Here is a 20,269-nt window from a genome sequence, read left to right as displayed (position 1 = left end):
GCCCAGCTATTGCTGGAGCGAGTTGCGCAATTCCCAGGGGTCACACTTGGCCCGACACGCATATCGCTTCCTGGCGCGATTGGCTTTCAGCTTGATCCCGATATGTTGTTGTCCCAACCGAACTCTATCGTCGGTGGGTTTGAGTTTGCGCACATGCATCCTGATGGCAGCTTGCACGCCTCGCTCGACCCAGAAATGGCGCGAAGGGCAATTGAGGCTGGCTGGGCCGTAGCTCACCCTTGGGCCAAGCAACGTCCTGGGTGGAGCGGCTTTGTCATGATCTATACTCCAACCACACCCGAAGAGCTGGATGTCGTCATCGAACTGGTTGAAAGCTCGTACACCTTCATCACCGGAAACACCTTGGGCTAAGCTCGAATTGCGCGAAAGTGTGCGGGGACGCCTGCTTCCTGTCAGAGAGCAGTTTCAGCCACCTTGTTTCTCGCGGTCAATTTTTTTCTAATATTGTCGCCGCGGCGAAGCGCTCGATACCTTCAAGCCATTCGCACTAATGGTAGCTAGAGTCCGCTAATTAGAATTTGCAAAGCTCAGAGGCGAATTTCCGCTTCGGGCTGCCATCGGTCACAGATGAGAAGAACTACGGACTGATACCATTAGATTGGATATTTCGAAGTGAACCTTCGTTAGCGACGTGAAATGCGTTAATCATTCACCTTAATTCTAGGTTTCGCCAGCCAATAAGACGTTTTGCTCGGCTGTGTGTTTCAGCGCAAGTTTGGGAACTTGCAGGCTTAGCAAAATGCCCAGGCACAAGTTTTGGTCACAAAAATCTATTCGTCTGTTAATTTTGGTTCAGAGGAATTGGTTTAGCTAAAAGGATCACATCGACTGATGAAGCGGAAAATTGCTGCGATCCTAAGCCTCGATGTCGTCGATTATACCAAGCGCATGTCAGAGGATGCTGAGACCACGCTGAACACTCTACAACGCATTTTGGACGATGTGATCAGACCGTTGGTCCATGAAAACAAAGGACGAATATTCAAGCTGATGGGAGATGGTGCTTTGGTTGAGTTTGTTGCAGCCACAGACGCAATTAATGCTGCCAGCCAGATTTTCAATCAGATGAGAGATGAAGACGTAACACTTCGAGGAGGTCTCCACGTTGGCGACGTAATGCCAAATGGCACAGACTTGTTCGGAGAGGCCGTGAATGTTGCGTCGCGCCTTCAGTCCAGCGCGCATATTGGAAGTTGTCTCGTCAGCAAGACAGCTGCTGAAGTTGCGGGAACTTCGCTGGCGGTTGCTTTGCGACCAGAAAGCTCGATACGGTTGAAGGGAATTCCAAATCCAGTGGAAGCCTACTCTATTGATTTAGATGGTGACAAAAGACGCGCAAAGAACAAGCTGCTGGCTAGCTCTCAAGACGTCCGCTTTGCAAAATCAAAAGACGGTACAACGCTTGCCTGGACATCCACTGGAAGTGGTAGAAAGTTACTGGTCACACCAAACTGGCTTAGGCATCTGGAATACGATTGGACGATGAACACCATCGCCGGGTGGTTGCCGCTGCTTTCTGAAAATCACTGCCTTTATCGGTTTGATGGTAGAAACAATGGTTTGTCCCAGAGGGGCGTGCAGGATGTATCTCTAAATCGCATCGTCGAAGATGTTGAGGCCGTACTGGACGCAGCTGGGATCGAAAAAGTGCCATTGTTTGGCATTTCTTTTGGGGCAACCATTGCCGCGGCTTTTGCCGCACACAATCCTGACCGTGTTTCGGGGTTGGTTCTACTTGGCGGATTCGCACAAGGACTTGCGGTTCGTTCACAGCCCGGCATTGCCGCGCTTGGGCAAGCTATGATGGATATGAGCCTCGAAGGCTGGAACGATGAATATCCTTCTGCAAGAGACTTGATGGCCCAGTCATTTGCTCCAACTGCAAGCCCGCATGACCAGCGCGCTTATGCAGAGTTTATGAAAGTGGCAATGGACCATCAGGATTGGCTCAAGATTGGACCGCTGGTCGCTGAAGTCGACGTAACCGACCTGCTTCCGCAGATCACCTGCCCAGCTTTAGTCATGCACGCTAATCGAGACAGGATGCACAGTGTTGAACAAGGTAGGATATTCGCCTCCGGCATCGAGAATGCACGCTTCATTGGCATTGAGACGGCAAACAACACAATGCCAGAGTATGATCCTGCTTGGCCTAAAACCCTGGTGGAAATAGAGCGTTTTTTGAATTCAATTTGAGCAGTGTACGTTGTTCTTCGCCAAAACTTTATTGTTCGAAGGTAAGAGGATGCCGTGCGCCCTTCGATTTTCGATACTGGAATTTAAAAACTCTAGGCTTCTCGTCATCGACCGCTTTGTCCTGATCTCGGAAATTGCAAAGTCTTGTTGCGAATGTCCGGTTTGGGCTGGTTGCGATCAACCATGCTTATCGTAAAGACTGGTAGTACATGGTTCCGCAGAGCAGTGTTGGGGAAATACTTATCCGGGACGCTTTGGTCCTAGCAGGAGAGGCGCTTAGAAGAAGCGCGCACTACTACAACGACAGTCGCCATAGACTTCTTATGTTAAACTTTGGGTAATGGCGGTAGGTAAGCTGTACTAGCCGTCTGGGTCTGTATCGAGTTTGCCCCAGAGATCATCAACCAGATCTGAGAAGCCATCATTCGAGGCCTCCTTGGGCAGTAGACCAGCTCTTCGCCGGCATTCGACCTCGGCCATTAGTTCCTCCTCTGTTGCTGTCTCAACCACATCACATCGAAGAGCTTCAATCTCGTCCGCTGTCCACGACTCAAATTTGTCAGCGTAGAAGCCCAGGGAATACGGTTCGTCATCAGAAATCTGCTTGATCACAGCATTCCAATCTTCGCTCTGGTTCGATTCCTTTTCGACCCTCTCATCTAGTTCGCGGACAGACTTGCGGATCATCGGCGGCAGCTCTGCCTCAACGCTTTCTTCGCCCGCGCCAGTCCCCGCAAGCCAAAGGTCTGCGATCTTGCGGACGAGCGCCCAGGCCGTCTGATTTCGAGGGTGGCCTTTAATCCGGCCGCCAAGGCCTTTTTCCTGAATGCCCAGCTGTTCAGCGGTCCGTTCGTTCATTCGAATATTGTAATCAGACACGTCCGCGAGCTCTGAAACGTTCTCAGCTACAGCTCGAGCGACTTCTTGATCACCGACGTAAACAACCACCTTCAACATCCCGCTAGCCCTTCCTTCGCAGGTTCATCACCCGGTCCAGGTGGCTGTAGTCCAGATCTCGCATGATCTTCTTCACTCGCTCTGGATCGACTTCGCGATCTTTTCCAGCAGTGTGGACGATGTGTCTGACGTAGATCGTCAAAGCGACAATGATCACGGCGGATAAGATCAAGCTGAAATGCTCGGGCCCCATCACTAAGTCTTCTTCCTTGGGTCTTCGTTCCCGAGGTCGTCGAACACGTTGCCGCTACCATCAGTGATCTCAACATCATCGTCGTCAGTCACTAGATCCCAGGTGTTCTCTTTGACCCATTCATCCCGCCATTTGGGCGCGTCGGCCGGACGCTGTGCAAAATCGGCGATTTGCTCGAAAATCATTTTGCGCAATGCAAGCCAGACCTCCGGACCCTCTTTGCGACGAGCTTGCAACTCTGCGATCAAGTCACTTAGAGGAACATCCTTTAACGGGCGCCCGAAGATTTCTTTTACTGAACAAACTTCGCCTCTTTTGTTCTCAGCGATCCACTCGTCTGTCCACTCGGGAACCTCGTCGGGCTTTGGCACGACTTCCACCACGTGCTCTTGCACAACCTCCAGCAATGCTGGCCAAAAATCTTCATCCGCTTTCAAGCGCGCGCGAATCTCGGTAATCAGGTCATCGCTAGAAAGTTCGTCACTCATCTGTCTTGTCTTTCGGCTCAGTAACCTTTCGCGCCCGGATCTCATCCGCTGAGATCGGCTTGGTTAGTTTCGCTCGACCGGCCGCAATTTCAGCCTCCCGAAGCCTAAGCAAACGCAAGGTTTGTTCATCCAGCTCAACGTCGTCGTCATCACCCATCAGACTTCTCCCGAGTACAGTAACAGTGAGAACAGAGCACTTGAGACCCGTCGGCTGTCCGAACGATGTCACCAACGTGGCCACACTCTTCACACGTCACACCGCATCGAAATTCCATCCAGTCAGCGTACTCCTGAATGAGATCGTGGTATCGACTGAAACCGATGGAAATCTTGCCATCCCGGCCTTTCCTAATTTCCGAGATCTGAATAGTTCCAAGGTCCAGTGCCCTGAAATCCTGACTGAAGGAAAGCTTGTGGAGTGCTTGCGAAATCATGACGAGCCAGCCCTTTCCGACAGCAGGAACAAGAGATGCGCAATCCGGAGAAACGAGGTCTGGATAGTTTTCCACAATGTCCAGCCTCAGGCTGTCGGGCCAGGATTCTTCAGCGCCCTCAAATCGCCGCCGCAGAGCATCATTGTAGCACCAGCTGCAAAGCGTCGTCACAAACCCAAGGAAGTTCTGGCGTTGGGCAGAATTAGAACAACCTTCACAGGTTTGCTCAATCTGATCGACACGCCATTGAATCTCTTCACTCGCAGCCTGGTTGCAGTCCGGGCCCTCATAGACGCGCAAGCCTCCCCATTTCTGTTTGATCTGAACGATGGACGGGTGTTCATCACCAAACAGGTCGGGCTGCTCGTCGATCAACCTCTTCACTTTCTCAAGTGCAAGCGTAAGCTGCTCCGCCCACCCGGCACGATACTCACCAAGCTGCTTGAAGACGCTTCCATGAATATCGTTCCAGTCGACAACACTGCTCATCACTGACCTCCCGGCCCGCGCCTCTTTGAGATCATGTGAAACCTCCGCCATAGCAGTCATCATACGGTCGACCACTTCGCGGTCATCACACTCGGCATGCAGAACCTCGGTCGACCATGTGACGTCAGAGACGTGCGGAGCTGGGTAGTTGTGCGCCATCACCAAACGCATCTCTTCGGCGTACCAGGCGTCAAATGAGCGGAGATCATCTGGCGCTCCATGGTTCTCGATCACACCTCGGACCTTTTCCCGAAATTCCTTCCAGCTCTTTTCGACATCATCCATCATTCACATTCTCCAGAACTTGGTCTTGTTGAGATGGAAGACCCCTCCCGGGATATGGCAAAGGGCAATCGGCGGGACATGACCGGTGGCCAGTGAGCCCGTATTCATGAGCTTCCGGGCGTAGTCCTCATCGTCGTAGTCTTCCATAATCTTATCGAAGTTCACTTGTTGTTCGGCGGTCATCACCAGTTCTTCTTCACACACGCGGGGCACCGATTACGGTCATCCGTTCGGTCGATCTGACCGAAAAAGCCACAGACCGAGCACGTCATTTGATCTCGAATGGGCTTCTTTCGAACGCCAAACAGCCGGTGCCGTTCCGGATGGCGCTTGCTCGCGACATCATGCGCGCACCAACAGCACAGGGTCGTGTACCAGCCGTCCAGAAGTTGGGTCTCGGCACTATTCCCGCATCGTTCACAGCTGTGATTTGCACGCGCAATCGTCTCAGCGATCATCGACTGAATGTGTCGATCATCACACCTGTGGTAGATGCGGAGCTCTCCCAGCTTCTCCTTGATCTGGAGGACAAAGGGGTAGGTGGCACCCTTCAGTTCGCAGTATTCCTTAACCTCTGTGAAGAGCTTTGTGGTCAAGCCGGACCAGCCTTCGGGTGTGCGTCCGAGGCTCTCCTCGACCGATTGCTTGATGTCGTCGAAATCAATTGCGTTCGTAACTTCGTCCGCCATGTCGGACACCTCCTGAGGATGGTAGGAGGCGTCGGAATCGAACCGACTCGTGCACTCTAATCTGGAGCAATTACAAGGATATAAGCCTCGCCCGCATACCAATGCTGCCTCCCACGGATTTCGCGTGGGTTATCGACCTCAGGCCGATATTCGTTGGCAGTGGATGCGTGTGTACGTCATGAGCAGAAGCTGAACCAGATCGTATCGCTATGTCAAGACGGAGTGTGCTGCACTTCGAAATTCACCGCGTAGTTCTGGGAACCTTCTAGCTTAACGTGTGCCCAAATGACTGAAGCAACTTATTTGGAGGGTTGGTCAGCATGCTGTAGGTCTCACATAGTGAGACGATTCGACACTCGATGTTCAAGGTTAGAACGGTACAGCCACGCTTGTTCAGAATCTCCGGTGGTTCGCGCCTAGATATGCCTAGCCGATACCGCAAATGCAGAAAGCGTCCGAACGGACAAGTAAACACCTCAGTTTTGCAGAAGATCTGATCATTGTTATTGTGGATGCGGAGTAATGCCGGTGTTCGAGGGGTGCAAAATGGCGCGGAGACTTCCAGGCGAGGGTGACAAGAAATTTTTGGTTTATGCAGGTACAGGTACGGACCTGATTTTTAATCACGGTATCGAGCTTCCGGGTTTTGCGTCGTTTCCCTTGCTGGAGAAGCCTGACACCCGGGCTGTTCTGGCCGGACAAATGCAAGCGCTCGTGCAATTGGCCGGCGATATGGGTGTTGGGTGCATTCTCGACGCACCGACATGGATGGCCAATGCCGACCGTGCTGCACCTCTGGGCTACGATGCTGAACGTCTTCGTGAGGTAAACAAGGATGGTGTCGCACTGATGGAGGAGGTGCGCAATGCTTCTGGGCGGGAAGACGTTTTGGTTTCCGCCTGCGTTGGCCCAAGATACGATCCTTACGCTGACATCCCACCCATGACAGTTGAACAGGCGCGCAGCTACCACAGTGTGCAACTCGCTGTTCTGAAAGAAACCAGTGTTGATCTGGTGACCGCGTACACGTTCAACCGCCTAAGCGAGGCTGCTGGCTGTGTTCTGGCTGCAAGAGATATTGGTTTACCCATCATTTTGTCATTGGTCGTCGAAACCGATGGCTGTTTGGCTGACGGCACAAAACTTGTTGATGCCATAGACCAGATCGAAGCAGAAACAGACGGCGCAGCTCTGTTCCACATGGTCAACTGCGCACACCCGACGCACTTTGCCGACGCGCTCAACGCGCATCCAAGGCTCAAAGGTGTTGTTGCCAATGCATCAAGTTGTTCGCACGCAGAATTGGATGAGGCCGATACCTTGGATGAAGGAGATCCCGCGCAGCTCGGCCAAGAAATTGCGGATGTCCTGCGGGAAAACCCGTCTATCAGGGTGTTTGGCGGTTGCTGCGGTACGGATATGCGACACCTGAGGGAAATAGCTTTGGAGGTAGGTCGCAGATAGCGCTGCTATTTTACTTACGGCGGCGTATCACCGAATGCGTGAAGCTTGATGATAGGCTTTAACGGGAAAATCAGTGATCAGAGAAGTAATTCCGATAAAATGCAGGCGAAGCGTCAAGACAGGTGCTTGATTATGCTTTGATAGACCGTGGACCAAACGCGTTCTACGGTCTCGATCACGCAACTCAATTTGAGAAGCTCAACTGATACCTTCAGGATGGAGACTGACGATGTTTGCCTCGAGGATGAAAAGTTTTCGCACTCATATGCAAGAAGCCGGAATCGACGTTGCTCTCATCACCGATGACGACAACGTTTATTATCTGACAGGCTATTATGACTACCTCCATATGGAGTTCGGACGCCCAACCATTCTGGTTGTGCACAGGTCTGGCGAAAGCCTGCTGATCACGCCGACAATAGACCTGAATACGGCACTTTCAGCGGCACACGTTGATCGTATCGCGGCCTGGAATGACGGTATGGGTGAAGAGTGGCGGCTGGAGTTACCCAAAGCAGTCAAGACTGCAAAGCGCGTCGGGATTGAGCCTGATCATATACCGCCTGTTGTGCGGGCATATCTGGATACGTTGGTCTCGGGGGAAAATCTGGTCAGCGCCACACCGATATTGGCTGAAATGCGCATGATAAAATCCGCCCAGGAACTTCAATTGGCCCGGCATGCCGGGCAAGTTGCAAGCGCTATGATGGACGCCGGACGCAACGCCATTGCAGACGGAGTGCCGGAGTTCGAAGTTGCGCTTGCCACGTCCCGGGCCGGAACACGAAAGGCCGCGGAGCTTTTAGTGGCGCATTACGATGACGCGGATATGTCGCCCAACACTCATTTTCTGCAAATAATGGCGTCGGGCGATACCATCACCAAAACCCATCATCGCGCCTCAACCCGGATTATGAAACGGGGCGAACCGGTGTTTTTGTGCTTTTGCGGTATGACCAATTTTCACCGCTTCAAACTTGGCTTTGACCGCACCTTTTGGATCGGTGAGATAGCGGATAAACAACAAGAGCATATCTATGAGGTTGCTGTAGCAAGTCAGGCCGCCGCACTGGCTGAGCTGCGCCCAGGTGTGACCGCCGAAAGTGTCCATGCGGCCTATGCCGAGGTTATACAGGGGGCGGGGTTTGAATACCCGTTCCGGTGTGGCCGAGCGACTGGCTATAGCTTTTTGGAAAAGCCACAGTTGGTCACCGGCGACACGACAGTATTGCAGCCAGGGATGGTTTTCGCTGTTGATGGTTCAGTATCAGTCGATACATTTCGTGCGCAGGTCGGCGACAGTTTCATAATCACCGAAGATGGCTGGGAAGCACTAACAGAACATCCAAAGTCCTTGGATGCAGTTATCCTTTGACTTTCCAACCAGCGCCGTCTTGTGAATGCACTTACACAGCGAATGGTCGAGATGGCGAGCCGGGCCTCAACATTTTGAAAATTTTACTCCACGATCTCGCGATTACGTTGCATCTTTAGACATCCGCAACGCGAATGGGTGCGCGAAGTCGGAAGGACAATCGGCACCTTCGAAAGTGCAGTTTCAGAGGGGAATAAGCTACTTTGGGACCCGGCGATTGGAATGTATAACTGACAGGGCATTGGAGAAAAAGGCGTAGCGGAAAACTTACGTTAACAGCCATTGCTCGATTGGGGGGTAGAGGGAAAATGAGTGCCGATACTGAAACCTACCAAGGAATCTGCTATTGCGGCGCATGTAGTGTTTCTACCGCCGGTGAGCCGATGGTCATGGCGTACTGTCATTGCCACTCTTGCAGAAAATGGCATTCGGCGCCGGTTAATGCATGGTGTCTCTGGTCGGCAGACAATGTCTCGTTGTCGGGACCGACGGTTCAATCGGACAAGAATGATGAAAGCCATCGTGTTTCCTGTGGTAAATGCGGGGGTGCATTGGTGAATATCAAACCCGGTAAGGACATCGTCGCGGTTTACGCGATGTCGCTGGCCGAATCCGCGTTGAGCTTTGAGCCAACCTTTCACATCTTCTATGGCGAGCGTGTTTTCGACATGGCCGACGGCCTGCCGAAGTGGAAGACGGTTCCGACATCGTTCGGAGGGGATGGTGTCGCTATGCCCGAACCAGACAAAACCGGTTGGATTTCCTTGAACACGCGAGCCCAAGGGTGAAGCGCAAACTTACCTCGATCTTGGCTGCCGACATTGTCGGCTTCTCGCGGCTTGTGGAAGCTGCCGAGGAAGCCACGCTGGCGCGTCAGAAAGAAATGCGCCTGTCCGTGTTCGACCCCGGCATCAAGCAGGCTGGGGGTAAGATCATCAAGTCGACAGGCGATGGATTTCTGGCCGAATTTTCAAGCGTTGTGGAAGCGGTGCGGTTCGCGATAGCGGCGCAAGAAGCGGTTCGCGCAGAGGAAGAATCCGTGCCTCAAGATCGGCAGATCAGTTACCGCATGGGCCTTCACATAGGCGATGTGGTTGTTGATGATGGTGATATCTATGGCGACGGTGTGAATCTTGCCGCTCGCTTAGAAGCTGCTGCCCCAACGGGCGGGATTTGCATCTCCGCTGCCGTCCGTGACCAGATCGTTGGCGTAATGGACGAGCTGTTCGCTGATGTCGGTGAATTGACGCTGAAAAACATTTCGCGCCCGATCCGCGCCTTTGTCTGGCCTCCCGACCAAGGTGGAGCACTTTACACTGCCACCACACCGCCCATCGAGGTGACATCCAAAAAGCCCACGGTAGCCCTTAGCGCATTCGAAGCCCTCGGCAACAATGACGATGCTAAGATGCTGGCCGAAGCTTGCAATCACACGGTAGAGGCGGCGCTTGCCAATCTTACAGGGTTGGATCTGATCGCACTCGAGGCGGGCCCGGACCATATCGCCACCGCTGTGTTTCAGGCGTCCGGCAACCAGGTCCGCGCAACACTTAAATTGCGCGAAACGAGCACGTCAGCAACCTATCTGACTCAGCGGATGAGCGGTGATCTTTCCGACCCTTTCGCGGCAGAAGATCTGTTGTCAGGGGAAATCGCGACAACGATCCGATACGGAATTCTGCAACGAATTGCTGAGCACACAGCCGAGACTGAGACAAGCGACCCCGAGGCAATGCTGAATCTTGCGGGGCACTACATGATGGGATCGCAGCCTGAAGAATGGGAGGCTGCGGGCCGTCTGTTGGACAGGATCCTGACACTCCAGCCACGCAATTTCATGGCCGTTGGGATGAAGGCGAACACGTTGATCGGCGAATTGGTATGGGGTTACCGTCCGATACGCCCGGAGGATATCGAAGCGGCGGACGCCGGGTTGAGCAAGGCGGTGTCGTTGAATGATCAAAGCGACTACGTGCATCTGATCCGGGGGATTTTTCACTACGGCATTACCGGCGATTTGGATGCGGCGGTGCGGTGTGTTGAACGTGGGTTCGAAATCAGTCCGCAGTTTGCCCAGGGGCATATGGTGCTGGGCTGGATTCAGAACTTGATGGGCCAACCAGAGTTAGCACTGAAGTCCATCAAAAAGGGCTCATTTTCTCTGGCCAAGAACCGGATATATCACCGTGTCCCGCAAGCGTTGGCCCAGACATATCTGGTTATGGGCGACTTCGAGAATGCCATCTCTAATGCCAACCGGGCTCTACAAAACTCGCCGGGGTTGCCGGTCGCACAATTATATCTTGCCAGCGCGGCTGGTCAGGCTGGTTTACCTGATCAAGGAGTAAGGGCGCGGGAGGCCCTATTGGCGTCCGATCCGGACTTCCGGATTAGTGGCGTGCGCAGGTTCCATTTTCAGGACCCCACACGTTGGGGCGCAATCCTGGATGGGCTTCGCGCGGTGGGGCTGCCCGAGTAAGCTCTACCGGGAAATTCTGTGTTGAAGTGTGCTAACATCAATCCCCGAGGGGGACATTATGCACAACAAAGTAATGGCCGTTTTTGTTTTACTCGTGAGTTCAGGGCAGGCAATCGCCCTCGATTGTGGTGACAAAACAAACTCGTGCAAAATTGAAACCGGAGAATATCATATCGTCATTCCGGACGATTGGCAGGGTGGACCTGCTGTGATGCACCTGCACGGTTATGGGGGTACAGGTGAGAAGATTGTAGGGAACACAGCGTTTGTTGAAGAATTCACCAAGCGAGGATACGCATTTATCGCGCCGACCGCGCTTCCTTGGTTGGATGGTAAACCCACCGACTGGTCTGTTCGAGACGGTTGGAACACCTACCCCCGCTCAGACGTAAGGTTTCTCCGTGAAGTTTTGGCTGACGCTGCCCTTCATGCAAGCGTGAATGTGGGCCGGGTTTTGCTGACAGGGTTTTCCAGAGGCGGATCAATGGCTTGGGAAGTTGCTTGTAATGCACCGGATTTGGCTCTTGGTTACGCGCCGGCGTCCGGTGGTTTCTGGCTCCCGGCGACCGAAGATTGTCTAAAGCCGGTACACTTGCTCCATACCCACGGGTTTGCCGACAAAGTTGTTCCGCTTGAAGGTCGCGCAATACACAGCGAGGAGTTTGACGTTACCATCACGCAAGCAGATATCTGGCAGGGCCTGTCGATGTGGCGGCAAGAAAACAAATGCCCACCCAATGCTGCACACCACGAAATGACCGAAGGTCTGTGGCGCAAACGCTGGAACTGTGAATACGGTAGTCTCGAAATCATTCTGCACGACGGAGGGCACGGTTACCCAAAAGGATGGAGCTCCATAGCGCTTGATTGGTTTGAAAGTCTGGAAAACTGACGCACCATCAATTCCAATGAAATTTGGTTTTGCCACGGTGAGACCTAGAAGAGCTTGTGGGTCGCTCGGCTGGCCAAAAGGCACGTCTTCTAGATTTTAGTTAGAAATGCAGAGCGGATAGCTGTTTTCATGGCATCCAATGGCCCGGTTTCCTGTGAACCGGCTGCCGCCATCACTAGCTTCGAGGCGGGCGTTCTGCTGAAGCCAAGCGTCTCGCCCACTATCGACAGATTGGCATGAAGTGAGGAACGCCCCAGCAGACCAGCCGCGATCCCAGCTTCTACTGCCGCGATTACGCCAGAAACACTTTGGCTTGAATAGATGATGCGATATGGTTTCGAACGGCGCTCCAGAGAAGCGATTGCCGCATCGCGCCACCAGCAGGCGTGATCGAACAAGGCAACGGGCAGAACTTTTTCTGCGCGGAAATCCCGATGCGCGGATGAGACCCAGCATGTTGGATCTTCGTACAACAGTTCCTCATGTTTCCCTAGGCGTTCCACCTCATAGATTGCGAGATCCAGAGATCCTTTGTCGAGCGCTTCGGGAAACCTCGCACTGATAGCGCAGGTTACCTCCAGTTCGACTTGCGGATGGAGACGCGTAAACGCGGCGATAATCTGCGCCAGCTTAGCTCGGCCACGATCATCGGGAATGCCCACGCGCAGTTTTCCGGTCACGGCAGTTTGGGAAATGTCCCGCAATGCCACGTCGAGGCGGTTGGTCACGTCCTGAGCAACAGGCAATAGCCGATGACCCGCATCACTTAGGGTAACTCCGCGCCCGTGCCGCTCAAATACGGGTTGGCCGAGGATGGATTCGAGGCGTTTGATTTGAAGGCTCGTGGCGGATTGGGACCTATAGATGCGTGCGGCGCCATCCGTGACGCTGCCTGCTTCGGCAACAGCAACAAAGGTGCGCAACAAATCGCTATCCAGATTTTCCATTCGAAACACCAATACCAGTGATTGAAACTATTTGTTTCACACATGTCTTTTCATCTCCTATTTTTCAAGATCAAAGGAGTATCCTATGACCGATCAGACAATTGTCCGCCGGCAATCAGGTAAGGCCTACATGGTCTGGGGCGTGTGCCTATTGCTGCTGATCAGCATCAGTTTCGTCTGGCCGGAACACATTGCGGACGCCACCAGGTTTGTTCTCTGGGGCCTCGTTGTCGTTGCCCCCATAGTTATCCCGGGCATCGTTCTGGCGGCCTGGATTATCGCCAGTGGAGCAGACACCCACATTGCAGGCGTGTTCGACGGCAAGACTCTTCGGACGGTTGTGGCCGCATCTTTGATCGGGGCCATTACGCCAGTTTGTGGTGTCACCGTACTGCCATTGATGGCTGGGTTGTTGGCTGCTGGCGTGCCGCTTGCCCCGATCATGGCGTTTTGGCTGTCATCCCCGATCACAGACCCTGCAATGCTCGCAACGACGGCTGCCACTTTGGGATTGAGCTTTGCAATTGGCAAAACGTTCGCAGCATTCGGATTGGGTGTGTTCGGAGGGGCGGTTACTAGCTTGTTTGCCAAAGCACCTTGGGCATTGAATGCGCTTCGCAACAATGGTCTGGCACGCCAATTGAGCGCTGCGCGATGTGGCAATGACCAAACCTTCGATCCATGGGTTTGGAGAACTCAAGCGCGTCGCCATTCATTCAACAAACAATTCTGGGCGACGGCACGACTTATCTCAATCTGCCTGATCCCTGCCTTTGCGGCCGAATACGCGTTGAATGCTGCTCTGACCCCAGGAATGCTTGCGGCTTACGTAGGCGAGGATCAATGGTGGGCCATACCCGCTGCGGTATTTGTTGGCGCCCCAGCCTATATCGATGGCTACGCCGCACTCCCTCTAACGCGCGGACTGATTGACAACGGCATGTCTGAAGGTGCCGCCATGGCCTTTTTGGTTTCAGGTGGTGTGGTCAGTATCTGGGGCGCAATGGCCATCGCCCCGGTTCTCAAACTGAAGCCATTCTTGCTCTATCTTTTGCTTGCCATTTTGGGATCTCTCGCCGCGGGATATGCTTTTGGGTGGATCGCCTGACCGCGCACGAGAACTTGAGCAGGTATCGGCAAAGCACAATTCAATTCCGTAATTCGGCCATAGAACCGTTGTCGAGGAAACCGACCGCTTTTGGCTCGTTCGGCTAAATCGAATAGAATGCACGTCACGGCCTTCCGCTGAAAATGGGCTTCAGAAACTGGATTCCAGTTCCGCTATTTACCACAAGCGCTGACGGGCTTCGTCCTTCAGATAGGGTTGAATTTTGCTGCCCAGAATGCACCTATGATTGAGAGATAGCCTTTAAAAGCTGAAGAGGGTGCGCGACAGCTGCCATCAATTGAGAGCGTTTTTCGAACCGCGCAAATTTATGGGCAAATCGTGCAAGCTTATGCGCAAATACTGTGCAGAATTATGGGCGAACACAGCCGAATTTCTTGAATGAATTCAATGACAGCAATGCAGCGTTATGAGCGCACCTACAATTTTGTAGGTTTGCGCATAACACTTCGCGCACCGCATAAGTTTGCGTAGTTTTCCCATAGTTTTGCGCTGAGCGATTGTCTGCCCTAGCGGTGAATTCAATCAGTTTTTGGAGTAGTCGTTGCGGTTATGGTCCTTTGCGTTGCTCAATCCCGCAAAGGGCCTCCCTAAGGAACCTTGGGTTCCATGCTGCCTTTTTGCTTGGATTCTCGCGAACGTCTGCGACGCGCAGAAAGCAGACTTCGAAAAGTCTAGCTAGGGCCCATACCACCAAAACTAGATTCTGAGCTTGCAGCTCACACAGCGGACATTGATCGATATAGTTCAGCTTTGGCGAAGCCAACTTGCTCGACGGGATTGCCATTCTTTCGAGAATTCACAGAGAGCGCTCTAACTATTCATCCGCAACATCTCAGTATTTGATCGAAATACTTGAGGACCTGCCGCGGCCCCAAAAGCAATTGTGGCTGTCAATATTGCTGCGCTTTGCATTTACCGGCCGATCCGAGAAGCGCTACCGAATGCCCGATGCTTCGGCTCGCTATAGAAGGTTTGTGCCCGCCATTATCTATTTGGCTTCTGAGTTGTTAGGTGATGAGGGGCTACACCCAGACGATGAAGACTTACTTGATGCTATCGAGATAGCGATGGGCAAAGATCACAGGATCGACGTATTTGGCCGCAAAGCGCCTACAAAGAAGCTCGCGAGCAGCCTTCGAGCGCGACCGGATGTCAAATACGCCCTAGTTCAACGACGAGTAACACTGTTTTCTGATCAAGTTCAGCGGCACCGCGTTCCGTTTCACCCGTGTTGCGAGGTGTCCCACCAATGCGGTTGCATAAACTGCGGGATCGCAACAGTCCTGCCGCTCAGTTTCTCAACTGATCCTTCCGTCAACTCAAGCGCCATCCACGCCGCTGGTGCCGTCATCAGGTCCGGATATGGCGTCTGCTTGTCCGTCGGTACAAATCCATACCGAGGATAAAATGTCGGGACGCCCAACACGAACACTGCATCCGTCCCAACGGAACTGAGATAATCAATGCTCGCCTCCATGATCTCTTTCCCAACGCCGTGGCCCTGATACGCTGGCAACACCCCGCAAGGTGCCAGCAGGTAGCATTTAGTGTTGGGGTGGTCCGAGAAAACAAACGGTGTGAACAGCACGTTGCCTACAATTTTTCCGTCGCGTTCGGAACTGATAGAGATCGTGTCCGGGAGGTCGAGGAAGTCTTTGGCGAGCCGAGCGATGTCGTCGCCTTCTTCTTTTCCAAAGGCTTTCCGGTGGACGTCAACAATGGCATCAATGTCTACTTGGTTCATGTTCTTTCCTATCTTTGGTTCATTTGGGCGCGCACGGAATTGATCCCCAAAGCGGAGGCGCGATAGGGGTTGCCGTTTTTTGAACGGATAAAGCGCTTTTTCAGCAAGCGTTGGAAAACACTGAGAGTGCAGTCAGACAGCACATAACCGTCACGCGTATAACAAGTGACTTCATGGACTTTTCCGTTTTCCAGGCGTTCGTAGTGGATGGACCCGCCAAGGGCGAGTTCGTGCAAAACACGTTGCTCGTGCTTTGAGATATTCATTGGGATGTCTCGATTTTACGAAAGTACAACAAACACCACACTCAGCATCGCGCTTGAGTATGCCGATCAATGTTGATGTTCCTGAATTTGGGTCGCTAGGAACGGGCGTTAGGCCCGGGTCTCTTTCATAAAATCTCCGTTGTGTGAGGCGTACCGCCTCATACGTTTGGCGCAGATAGTCCTTCAGGCAAGACGCGTCAATATCCCTTATTAAATGAGTGTCTCATTTTGAGCTGCCGCGTACGTCTCCTGCCGCACGCGCCAGCACCCAATCGATACCCCGCAAAAAGTCGTCGACTGTTAACGGCCTTAGGGCTGCAAGCGCAGTGGTAGAATTGAATTTGATGTGTACTTGAACTGAATTAGACTAGTAACAAACTGTTCAGACATCTCATCGTGAGGTCATCATGGCAGCTCCATTAATCCAAGACTGGGAACTCACAGCCGCCATAAAGGACTTAGCCGATTGGCTGGTTCAACAAGGTTTAGAGAATGCGCCGGTTGAAACCTGGTTGGAAGCATTCTGCAAACGTCTTGTTTCGGCAGGGATTCCGCTTCAGAGAGCAAACATTACTGTGCGCGCTCATCATCCCGAGATTGGGACAGTCGCTTTCCGCTGGCACAGGGACGGGGGAAATGAGCGAGAGGACTTTGTCCGAAGAACGGATGCGCCTGAACAATACATCCTAAGCCCGATTTACTATCTTTTGGCAAACAACGTTGAAGAGATCAGACAAGATCTGACAGTCGAAGATCCAGAGCTTAGCTTTCCAATTTTTGATGAACTTCGCGAGCGCGGTGCCACAGATTACTTCGCTGTTAAACGGTTCTTCCTTATACAGGATAACGCTATGCCTGTTGACCCAATGCAGGCCGAGGAAGGTGCCATTATTTCATTGACGACCGACGCGAGCGGGGGCTTCACGAGCCAGCAACTTGACGGTTTGCGTCAACTGATATCTCCGCTTTGCCTGACGCTAAAATGTGGGGCAAACAGGCTGATGGCTGAAGACATAACCGCCGCTTATTTGGGCAAAGACGCCAGCAGGCGCGTTCTTTCTGGGGACATCACACGAGGTTCATCCGAAACGATTTCGGCGGTGATTTGGTATTTTGATTTGCAAGGATTTACCAAATTATCAGAAGCGCTTCCGGGAGATTCAATCATAGAATTGCTAAACGATTACTTCGCAGAAGCTGTTGACGTAGTCGAACGCAATGGCGGTAACGTTCTGAAATTCATGGGAGACGGTATGCTTGCCATCTTCGATATCAATCAAGTTCCGGACGCTCGCCGCGTCGCAATTCACGCGGCAGCGGAGTTGCGAGATACCTTTGAGGAACTCAACCAACGACGGCAAGCGGACGGTTTACCAACGACCGGCTTCACTCTTTCGTTGCACGCAGGCAATGTTCTTTACGGCAATATTGGCGGTAGGTCTCGCTTGGATTTCACGGTGGTCGGCCCAGCGGTAAATACAACTTCGCGCATTTTAGGCATGTGCAGCGCGCTTGATCAGAACATTGTTGTTTCCGACAAGGTGGCGGGCGACTTGGTGGGCTCCATTCCAAGCCTTGTTTCCCTGGGGCAATACAGATTGCGCGGTGTTGCTGAAAGACAGGAGCTGTTCACGATAGACTAGATAAAGCTCAATCCAAAAGTTCTGGCCCATTAGGCCAGGCGCGTAAACAACCGCTAGCGCCGCGCGGGCTTACTCTTGCGACGATCCTACGGTTAAAATCTTCCCATTACTCCAAACCAGAGCCTCATAACAAACCTCGGTTCCTGCGCTTCCGCACCCAAAAAGCACTATGCACCCCAACTGGCACTAACGTTTCGATTGCAATTTAGAGCGACGTAATCGCATTGATCACTGCTTCTCGGCTCTGAACAGCGCCAGTTTGTAGATATTCCATAGCTTTGAGAGCGGCTTCATGGGCTTGGACAGATGACCCGCCAACGCAATCTTCTACTACGCGGCAGAAGTAGTCTGATTGGTGGCCATCGACGAATGTGTAGTGCACACAAACATCTGTCAGCCCGCCGCACAACAAAAGTGTGTCTACTTTTAAACCTCGTAGCAGGATTTCGAAATCGGTTCCAAAAAATGCAGAATACCGTCGCTTCGGGACGATGTAGTCACCTTTGCGATATCCCATCTCATCTTTTGCAACCTCCGTTCTTGGATCGCCTTCGAGACAGTGTATGTCTTCGTCACCATCCAGTTCACGGCCGAAGTCTATCCTATCGGGACGGTGGACTTCTTGGATGAAAATGACTGGCACATTGTAATCATGTGCGGCATCAACCAAATCACGCGCAGCGATCATGCGCTCTTTGTAGCCCGGCATGTTGTCGATGGAGCGTACTTCGCTGTTATCAATAAACGTGCTCTTTTGAATGTCGATTACGATCAGGGCAGGTCTACCCTCGATCAGTTTCCTGGCTTGTTTGGTTTTAGTTGTCATGTTCGACCTCTAATTTGCCAGGTCGTCCTGAAAAAAACGCCCTTGCTTGGCCGGGTCGTCCCAGCGGGCAGATCAATTTTGACTAAATGTGCAACTGATTACGGTCAAGGGTGTGCTGCGTTTTTATGGAATGAAAAGCATGTGTCCGCGCCCAGGGCAACATTGCCCGCAAACTGCCGTTAGGGGTTAAGTGTTGCGATGGTCTGTACCCAGCTCAGAATGGGCAGCCAAACACGGAATATAGCAATTCAGAAAAATTGTGACTTCCAAACAGCGGCTACTCAATTGCCGTGCGAAATGTTGCGGTAAGCCGTTTGTTCAAACCGTGATGAGGTTCGGCTGAAGAACCGTAGTGCAACTCCGCCAAAGCAGCGATGTCATTGAAAATGACTACGGAGCCGCCTTCTTCATTCGCGTAAACCAATAGTTTTTGGCAAAAGGCATCCAAACCAATTGCCGGAAAGCCCGCCATAGCCACGCCACCGGGTGCTGGTCCGCCGAACAGTAAGAGAACTGCATCCGGCAGTTCCACCCCCAGATGGGACGCTTCGACTGCAAAATCGATTTCCCCAAACCAGACCGTATCGTCCTGCTCCATCACTGCTTTTCTGAGACGTTCCACTGCCTTTGGTACGCTGAGCTGAGATCGCAGTTCGATGACCCCATAGTCGGCAAACAACCCGTTGGTCGGCGCTGGTGTTGCATCCAAGTTGTTTAGAACTTCGAGCATCTTGCTATGAAATGTATTTAACGCATGGGTGTCATTCAGACCATGCCGCACTTTGAGAAACTGAGAGTCTGTATAGGCGATCTGCGGGCGATCATCCTGATCGAAGGAAAGAACGCGAAGAGGAAGGTCCAGACCTGCTCGTACGTTCTCTTCCAGAATGGGCGTGTTTATCTCTGGATCAGAGAAAATGAGTACACGTGATGCTGGCATTTCTACGCCTTCAGCTTTGGCCAAGCGCGCGTGATCTATCGATGCGATTGGAGTAGCTCCCGCTTCGTCAACGGCAGTCTCAAGCGCTAAGAAGTTTTCGTCCACCGCGGTCTGGACAGATGTCGATTGTGCAAAAGCGGATGTCGCAACCGAAAAAGTTGCAATCATCGAGAAAACAAAGCCAAACCTCACCATTTTACCACTTCCTATTTGATCGTACTTTTGTCAGGGAAACCGCCGCCAGAGCCGCAAAAGCTATCTCGGCCGCAAGGTAAAAGAGAAGTATCCCGTTCGGAACTCCATCGATAAAAATGCTTAGTATGCGTCCAACGGCCAGTCCCGACATAAACAAAAATAGAACCCACAGCGCGGGGCGTTGTAATTCTGGTTTCAAAGCGGCCGCCAACCAAAATAACGCGTTTGCCAGGTAAAGACCCATAATCGCTCGGAACACGTGGGTTTGGTTCGTACCTTCCACCGGAAATCCCAGCAAAACTGGGATCGAACTGCCGGGCATCAGACCGTATGATAACGCAATTGGCACGAGGCCGACGGCAGCAAGCAGAAGGACTAATCTAGCACTCATGGAGGACTCCTTCTCGTAGAGGTTTTGCTTTTTTGCATAAATACCAATCGGTTTTTGGGGCATCCGTTGATCAGAGCCGGATGCCCACGCTACGCTTTGAAAGGCGTATCCGACAGGCCAAGTCGAGTTTTCTGAAGAGCGAGCCGGTACTGCGCAGCCGTTATCGGCTACGCAGCAGACTGCTCACAATGCGCCTTCGTCGCCAAGGAACTCGATACCAGCTGTC

Annotated in this window: 22 protein-coding genes and 1 tRNA gene; 9 read left to right on the top strand and 14 right to left on the bottom strand. The window is 52.6% G+C overall.

Translation table 11 applies throughout. The features are described 5' to 3' along the window. Both AC2FJF_RS23985 and AC2FJF_RS23980 read left to right on the top strand, forming a co-directional pair. Nucleotides 1–372 (top strand): luciferase domain-containing protein (locus AC2FJF_RS23985; protein WP_496727506.1); only part of this gene is annotated, 372 nt, incomplete at its 5' end. Nucleotides 373–852: 480 nt separating this feature from the next. Further along, entirely contained in the window at nucleotides 853–2,217 is a 1,365-nt protein-coding gene (locus tag AC2FJF_RS23980) for an alpha/beta fold hydrolase (protein WP_496727505.1), read from the top strand. Nucleotides 2,218–2,577: 360 nt separating this feature from the next. On the opposite strand, the gene AC2FJF_RS23975 is transcribed toward AC2FJF_RS23980, so the two are convergent. From AC2FJF_RS23975 to AC2FJF_RS23940, 8 genes are all read right to left on the bottom strand, one after another. Beyond that, nucleotides 2,578–3,174, bottom strand: a complete 597-nt coding sequence (locus AC2FJF_RS23975; RefSeq protein ID WP_496727504.1) for a hypothetical protein — start codon at nucleotides 3,172–3,174, stop codon at nucleotides 2,578–2,580. Between the two features lie 4 nt (nucleotides 3,175–3,178). After that, a complete protein-coding gene (locus AC2FJF_RS23970) occupies nucleotides 3,179–3,367 on the bottom strand; it encodes a hypothetical protein (protein ID WP_170495135.1) in 189 nt (62 codons plus the stop codon). Nucleotides 3,368–3,369: 2 nt separating this feature from the next. After that, nucleotides 3,370–3,855, bottom strand: coding sequence for a hypothetical protein (locus AC2FJF_RS23965; protein ID WP_496727503.1), 486 nt, complete (start codon nucleotides 3,853–3,855; stop codon nucleotides 3,370–3,372). Next, nucleotides 3,848–4,012 (bottom strand): hypothetical protein, encoded by a 165-nt coding sequence (locus AC2FJF_RS23960; protein WP_281996011.1) that lies wholly within the window; start codon nucleotides 4,010–4,012, stop codon nucleotides 3,848–3,850. Before AC2FJF_RS23960 ends, AC2FJF_RS23965 begins: the two co-directional genes overlap by 8 nt. Next, nucleotides 4,005–5,066, bottom strand: coding sequence for a hypothetical protein (locus AC2FJF_RS23955; protein WP_281996010.1), 1,062 nt, complete (start codon nucleotides 5,064–5,066; stop codon nucleotides 4,005–4,007). Before AC2FJF_RS23955 ends, AC2FJF_RS23960 begins: the two co-directional genes overlap by 8 nt. Continuing rightward, nucleotides 5,067–5,246 carry a hypothetical protein gene (locus tag AC2FJF_RS23950; RefSeq protein ID WP_496727502.1) on the bottom strand — a complete coding sequence of 60 codons (180 nt, stop codon included), beginning with the start codon at nucleotides 5,244–5,246 and terminating at the stop codon, nucleotides 5,067–5,069. Next, a complete protein-coding gene (locus AC2FJF_RS23945; protein WP_281996008.1) occupies nucleotides 5,246–5,752 on the bottom strand; it encodes a hypothetical protein in 507 nt (168 codons plus the stop codon). Before AC2FJF_RS23945 ends, AC2FJF_RS23950 begins: the two co-directional genes overlap by 1 nt. A gap of 19 nt (nucleotides 5,753–5,771) precedes the next feature. After that, nucleotides 5,772–5,865, bottom strand: a tRNA-OTHER gene (locus AC2FJF_RS23940). 433 nt (nucleotides 5,866–6,298) lie between these two features. Between AC2FJF_RS23940 and AC2FJF_RS23935 the strand changes: the two genes are divergently transcribed. From AC2FJF_RS23935 to AC2FJF_RS23915, 5 genes are all read left to right on the top strand, one after another. After that, nucleotides 6,299–7,216, top strand: a complete 918-nt coding sequence (locus AC2FJF_RS23935; RefSeq protein ID WP_496727501.1) for a homocysteine S-methyltransferase family protein — start codon at nucleotides 6,299–6,301, stop codon at nucleotides 7,214–7,216. A 244-nt stretch (nucleotides 7,217–7,460) separates the two neighbouring features. Continuing rightward, nucleotides 7,461–8,591, top strand: coding sequence for a M24 family metallopeptidase (locus AC2FJF_RS23930; RefSeq protein ID WP_496727500.1), 1,131 nt, complete (start codon nucleotides 7,461–7,463; stop codon nucleotides 8,589–8,591). Between the two features lie 308 nt (nucleotides 8,592–8,899). Beyond that, a complete protein-coding gene (locus AC2FJF_RS23925; protein ID WP_496727499.1) occupies nucleotides 8,900–9,379 on the top strand; it encodes a GFA family protein in 480 nt (159 codons plus the stop codon). Continuing rightward, on the top strand, nucleotides 9,376–11,070 hold the full coding sequence (locus AC2FJF_RS23920; protein WP_496727498.1) for an adenylate/guanylate cyclase domain-containing protein: 1,695 nt from the start codon (nucleotides 9,376–9,378) through the stop codon (nucleotides 11,068–11,070). The genes AC2FJF_RS23925 and AC2FJF_RS23920 overlap by 4 nt, the downstream gene beginning before the upstream one ends. Nucleotides 11,071–11,143: 73 nt before the next feature. Continuing rightward, the gene (locus tag AC2FJF_RS23915) at nucleotides 11,144–11,962 is read left to right on the top strand and encodes a CE1 family esterase (protein ID WP_496727497.1); all 819 of its coding nucleotides are present in this window, start codon (nucleotides 11,144–11,146) and stop codon (nucleotides 11,960–11,962) included. An 89-nt stretch (nucleotides 11,963–12,051) separates the two neighbouring features. Here AC2FJF_RS23915 and AC2FJF_RS23910 read toward each other — a convergent pair whose 3' ends face one another. Next, complete coding sequence (locus tag AC2FJF_RS23910; RefSeq protein ID WP_496727496.1) at nucleotides 12,052–12,909, bottom strand: LysR substrate-binding domain-containing protein; 858 nt, start codon at nucleotides 12,907–12,909, stop codon at nucleotides 12,052–12,054. A gap of 85 nt (nucleotides 12,910–12,994) precedes the next feature. Between AC2FJF_RS23910 and AC2FJF_RS23905 the strand changes: the two genes are divergently transcribed. After that, nucleotides 12,995–14,017: a permease gene (locus tag AC2FJF_RS23905; protein WP_496727495.1), complete on the top strand. Its 1,023-nt coding sequence runs from the start codon at nucleotides 12,995–12,997 to the stop codon at nucleotides 14,015–14,017. 1,243 nt (nucleotides 14,018–15,260) lie between these two features. Here AC2FJF_RS23905 and AC2FJF_RS23900 read toward each other — a convergent pair. Continuing rightward, on the bottom strand, nucleotides 15,261–15,782 hold the full coding sequence (locus AC2FJF_RS23900; protein WP_496727494.1) for a GNAT family N-acetyltransferase: 522 nt from the start codon (nucleotides 15,780–15,782) through the stop codon (nucleotides 15,261–15,263). An 8-nt stretch (nucleotides 15,783–15,790) separates the two neighbouring features. Next, nucleotides 15,791–16,048, bottom strand: a complete 258-nt coding sequence (locus AC2FJF_RS23895) for a YjhX family toxin (protein ID WP_496727493.1) — start codon at nucleotides 16,046–16,048, stop codon at nucleotides 15,791–15,793. 407 nt (nucleotides 16,049–16,455) lie between these two features. Between AC2FJF_RS23895 and AC2FJF_RS23890 the strand changes: the two genes are divergently transcribed. Then, nucleotides 16,456–17,691 carry an adenylate/guanylate cyclase domain-containing protein gene (locus tag AC2FJF_RS23890; RefSeq protein WP_496727492.1) on the top strand — a complete coding sequence of 412 codons (1,236 nt, stop codon included), beginning with the start codon at nucleotides 16,456–16,458 and terminating at the stop codon, nucleotides 17,689–17,691. A 205-nt stretch (nucleotides 17,692–17,896) separates the two neighbouring features. Here AC2FJF_RS23890 and AC2FJF_RS23885 read toward each other — a convergent pair whose 3' ends face one another. From AC2FJF_RS23885 to AC2FJF_RS23875, 3 genes are all read right to left on the bottom strand, one after another. Next, nucleotides 17,897–18,517, bottom strand: coding sequence for an isochorismatase family protein (locus tag AC2FJF_RS23885; RefSeq protein ID WP_321250554.1), 621 nt, complete (start codon nucleotides 18,515–18,517; stop codon nucleotides 17,897–17,899). 277 nt (nucleotides 18,518–18,794) lie between these two features. Then, nucleotides 18,795–19,652 (bottom strand): DUF302 domain-containing protein, encoded by an 858-nt coding sequence (locus tag AC2FJF_RS23880; protein WP_496727491.1) that lies wholly within the window; start codon nucleotides 19,650–19,652, stop codon nucleotides 18,795–18,797. A 1-nt stretch (nucleotide 19,653) separates the two neighbouring features. Beyond that, nucleotides 19,654–20,043: a DUF4345 domain-containing protein gene (locus AC2FJF_RS23875; protein ID WP_496727490.1), complete on the bottom strand. Its 390-nt coding sequence runs from the start codon at nucleotides 20,041–20,043 to the stop codon at nucleotides 19,654–19,656. Nucleotides 20,044–20,269: the final 226 nt, after the last annotated feature.

Source organism: Ruegeria sp. CDSB013 (assembly GCF_059611165.1).
The sequence above is the reverse complement of the archived record's forward strand: the minus strand, read 5'-3'. Positions and strand labels throughout refer to the sequence as shown.

Coding starts and splice junctions, on each gene's coding strand:
- AC2FJF_RS23880 (WP_496727491.1), bottom strand. CDS start 19,652: ATGGTGAGGTTTGGCTTTGTTTTCTCGATGATTGCAACTTTTTCGGTT.
- AC2FJF_RS23975 (WP_496727504.1), bottom strand. CDS start 3,174: ATGTTGAAGGTGGTTGTTTACGTCGGTGATCAAGAAGTCGCTCGAGCT.
- AC2FJF_RS23930 (WP_496727500.1), top strand. CDS start 7,461: ATGAAAAGTTTTCGCACTCATATGCAAGAAGCCGGAATCGACGTTGCT.
- AC2FJF_RS23935 (WP_496727501.1), top strand. CDS start 6,299: ATGGCGCGGAGACTTCCAGGCGAGGGTGACAAGAAATTTTTGGTTTAT.
- AC2FJF_RS23910 (WP_496727496.1), bottom strand. CDS start 12,909: ATGGAAAATCTGGATAGCGATTTGTTGCGCACCTTTGTTGCTGTTGCC.
- AC2FJF_RS23955 (WP_281996010.1), bottom strand. CDS start 5,066: ATGATGGATGATGTCGAAAAGAGCTGGAAGGAATTTCGGGAAAAGGTC.
- AC2FJF_RS23875 (WP_496727490.1), bottom strand. CDS start 20,043: ATGAGTGCTAGATTAGTCCTTCTGCTTGCTGCCGTCGGCCTCGTGCCA.
- AC2FJF_RS23980 (WP_496727505.1), top strand. CDS start 853: ATGAAGCGGAAAATTGCTGCGATCCTAAGCCTCGATGTCGTCGATTAT.
- AC2FJF_RS23885 (WP_321250554.1), bottom strand. CDS start 18,517: ATGACAACTAAAACCAAACAAGCCAGGAAACTGATCGAGGGTAGACCT.
- AC2FJF_RS23900 (WP_496727494.1), bottom strand. CDS start 15,782: ATGAACCAAGTAGACATTGATGCCATTGTTGACGTCCACCGGAAAGCC.
- AC2FJF_RS23950 (WP_496727502.1), bottom strand. CDS start 5,246: ATGACCGCCGAACAACAAGTGAACTTCGATAAGATTATGGAAGACTAC.
- AC2FJF_RS23945 (WP_281996008.1), bottom strand. CDS start 5,752: ATGGCGGACGAAGTTACGAACGCAATTGATTTCGACGACATCAAGCAA.
- AC2FJF_RS23960 (WP_281996011.1), bottom strand. CDS start 4,012: ATGGGTGATGACGACGACGTTGAGCTGGATGAACAAACCTTGCGTTTG.
- AC2FJF_RS23970 (WP_170495135.1), bottom strand. CDS start 3,367: ATGGGGCCCGAGCATTTCAGCTTGATCTTATCCGCCGTGATCATTGTC.
- AC2FJF_RS23915 (WP_496727497.1), top strand. CDS start 11,144: ATGGCCGTTTTTGTTTTACTCGTGAGTTCAGGGCAGGCAATCGCCCTC.
- AC2FJF_RS23895 (WP_496727493.1), bottom strand. CDS start 16,048: ATGAATATCTCAAAGCACGAGCAACGTGTTTTGCACGAACTCGCCCTT.
- AC2FJF_RS23965 (WP_496727503.1), bottom strand. CDS start 3,855: ATGAGTGACGAACTTTCTAGCGATGACCTGATTACCGAGATTCGCGCG.
- AC2FJF_RS23925 (WP_496727499.1), top strand. CDS start 8,900: ATGAGTGCCGATACTGAAACCTACCAAGGAATCTGCTATTGCGGCGCA.
- AC2FJF_RS23890 (WP_496727492.1), top strand. CDS start 16,456: ATGGCAGCTCCATTAATCCAAGACTGGGAACTCACAGCCGCCATAAAG.
- AC2FJF_RS23905 (WP_496727495.1), top strand. CDS start 12,995: ATGACCGATCAGACAATTGTCCGCCGGCAATCAGGTAAGGCCTACATG.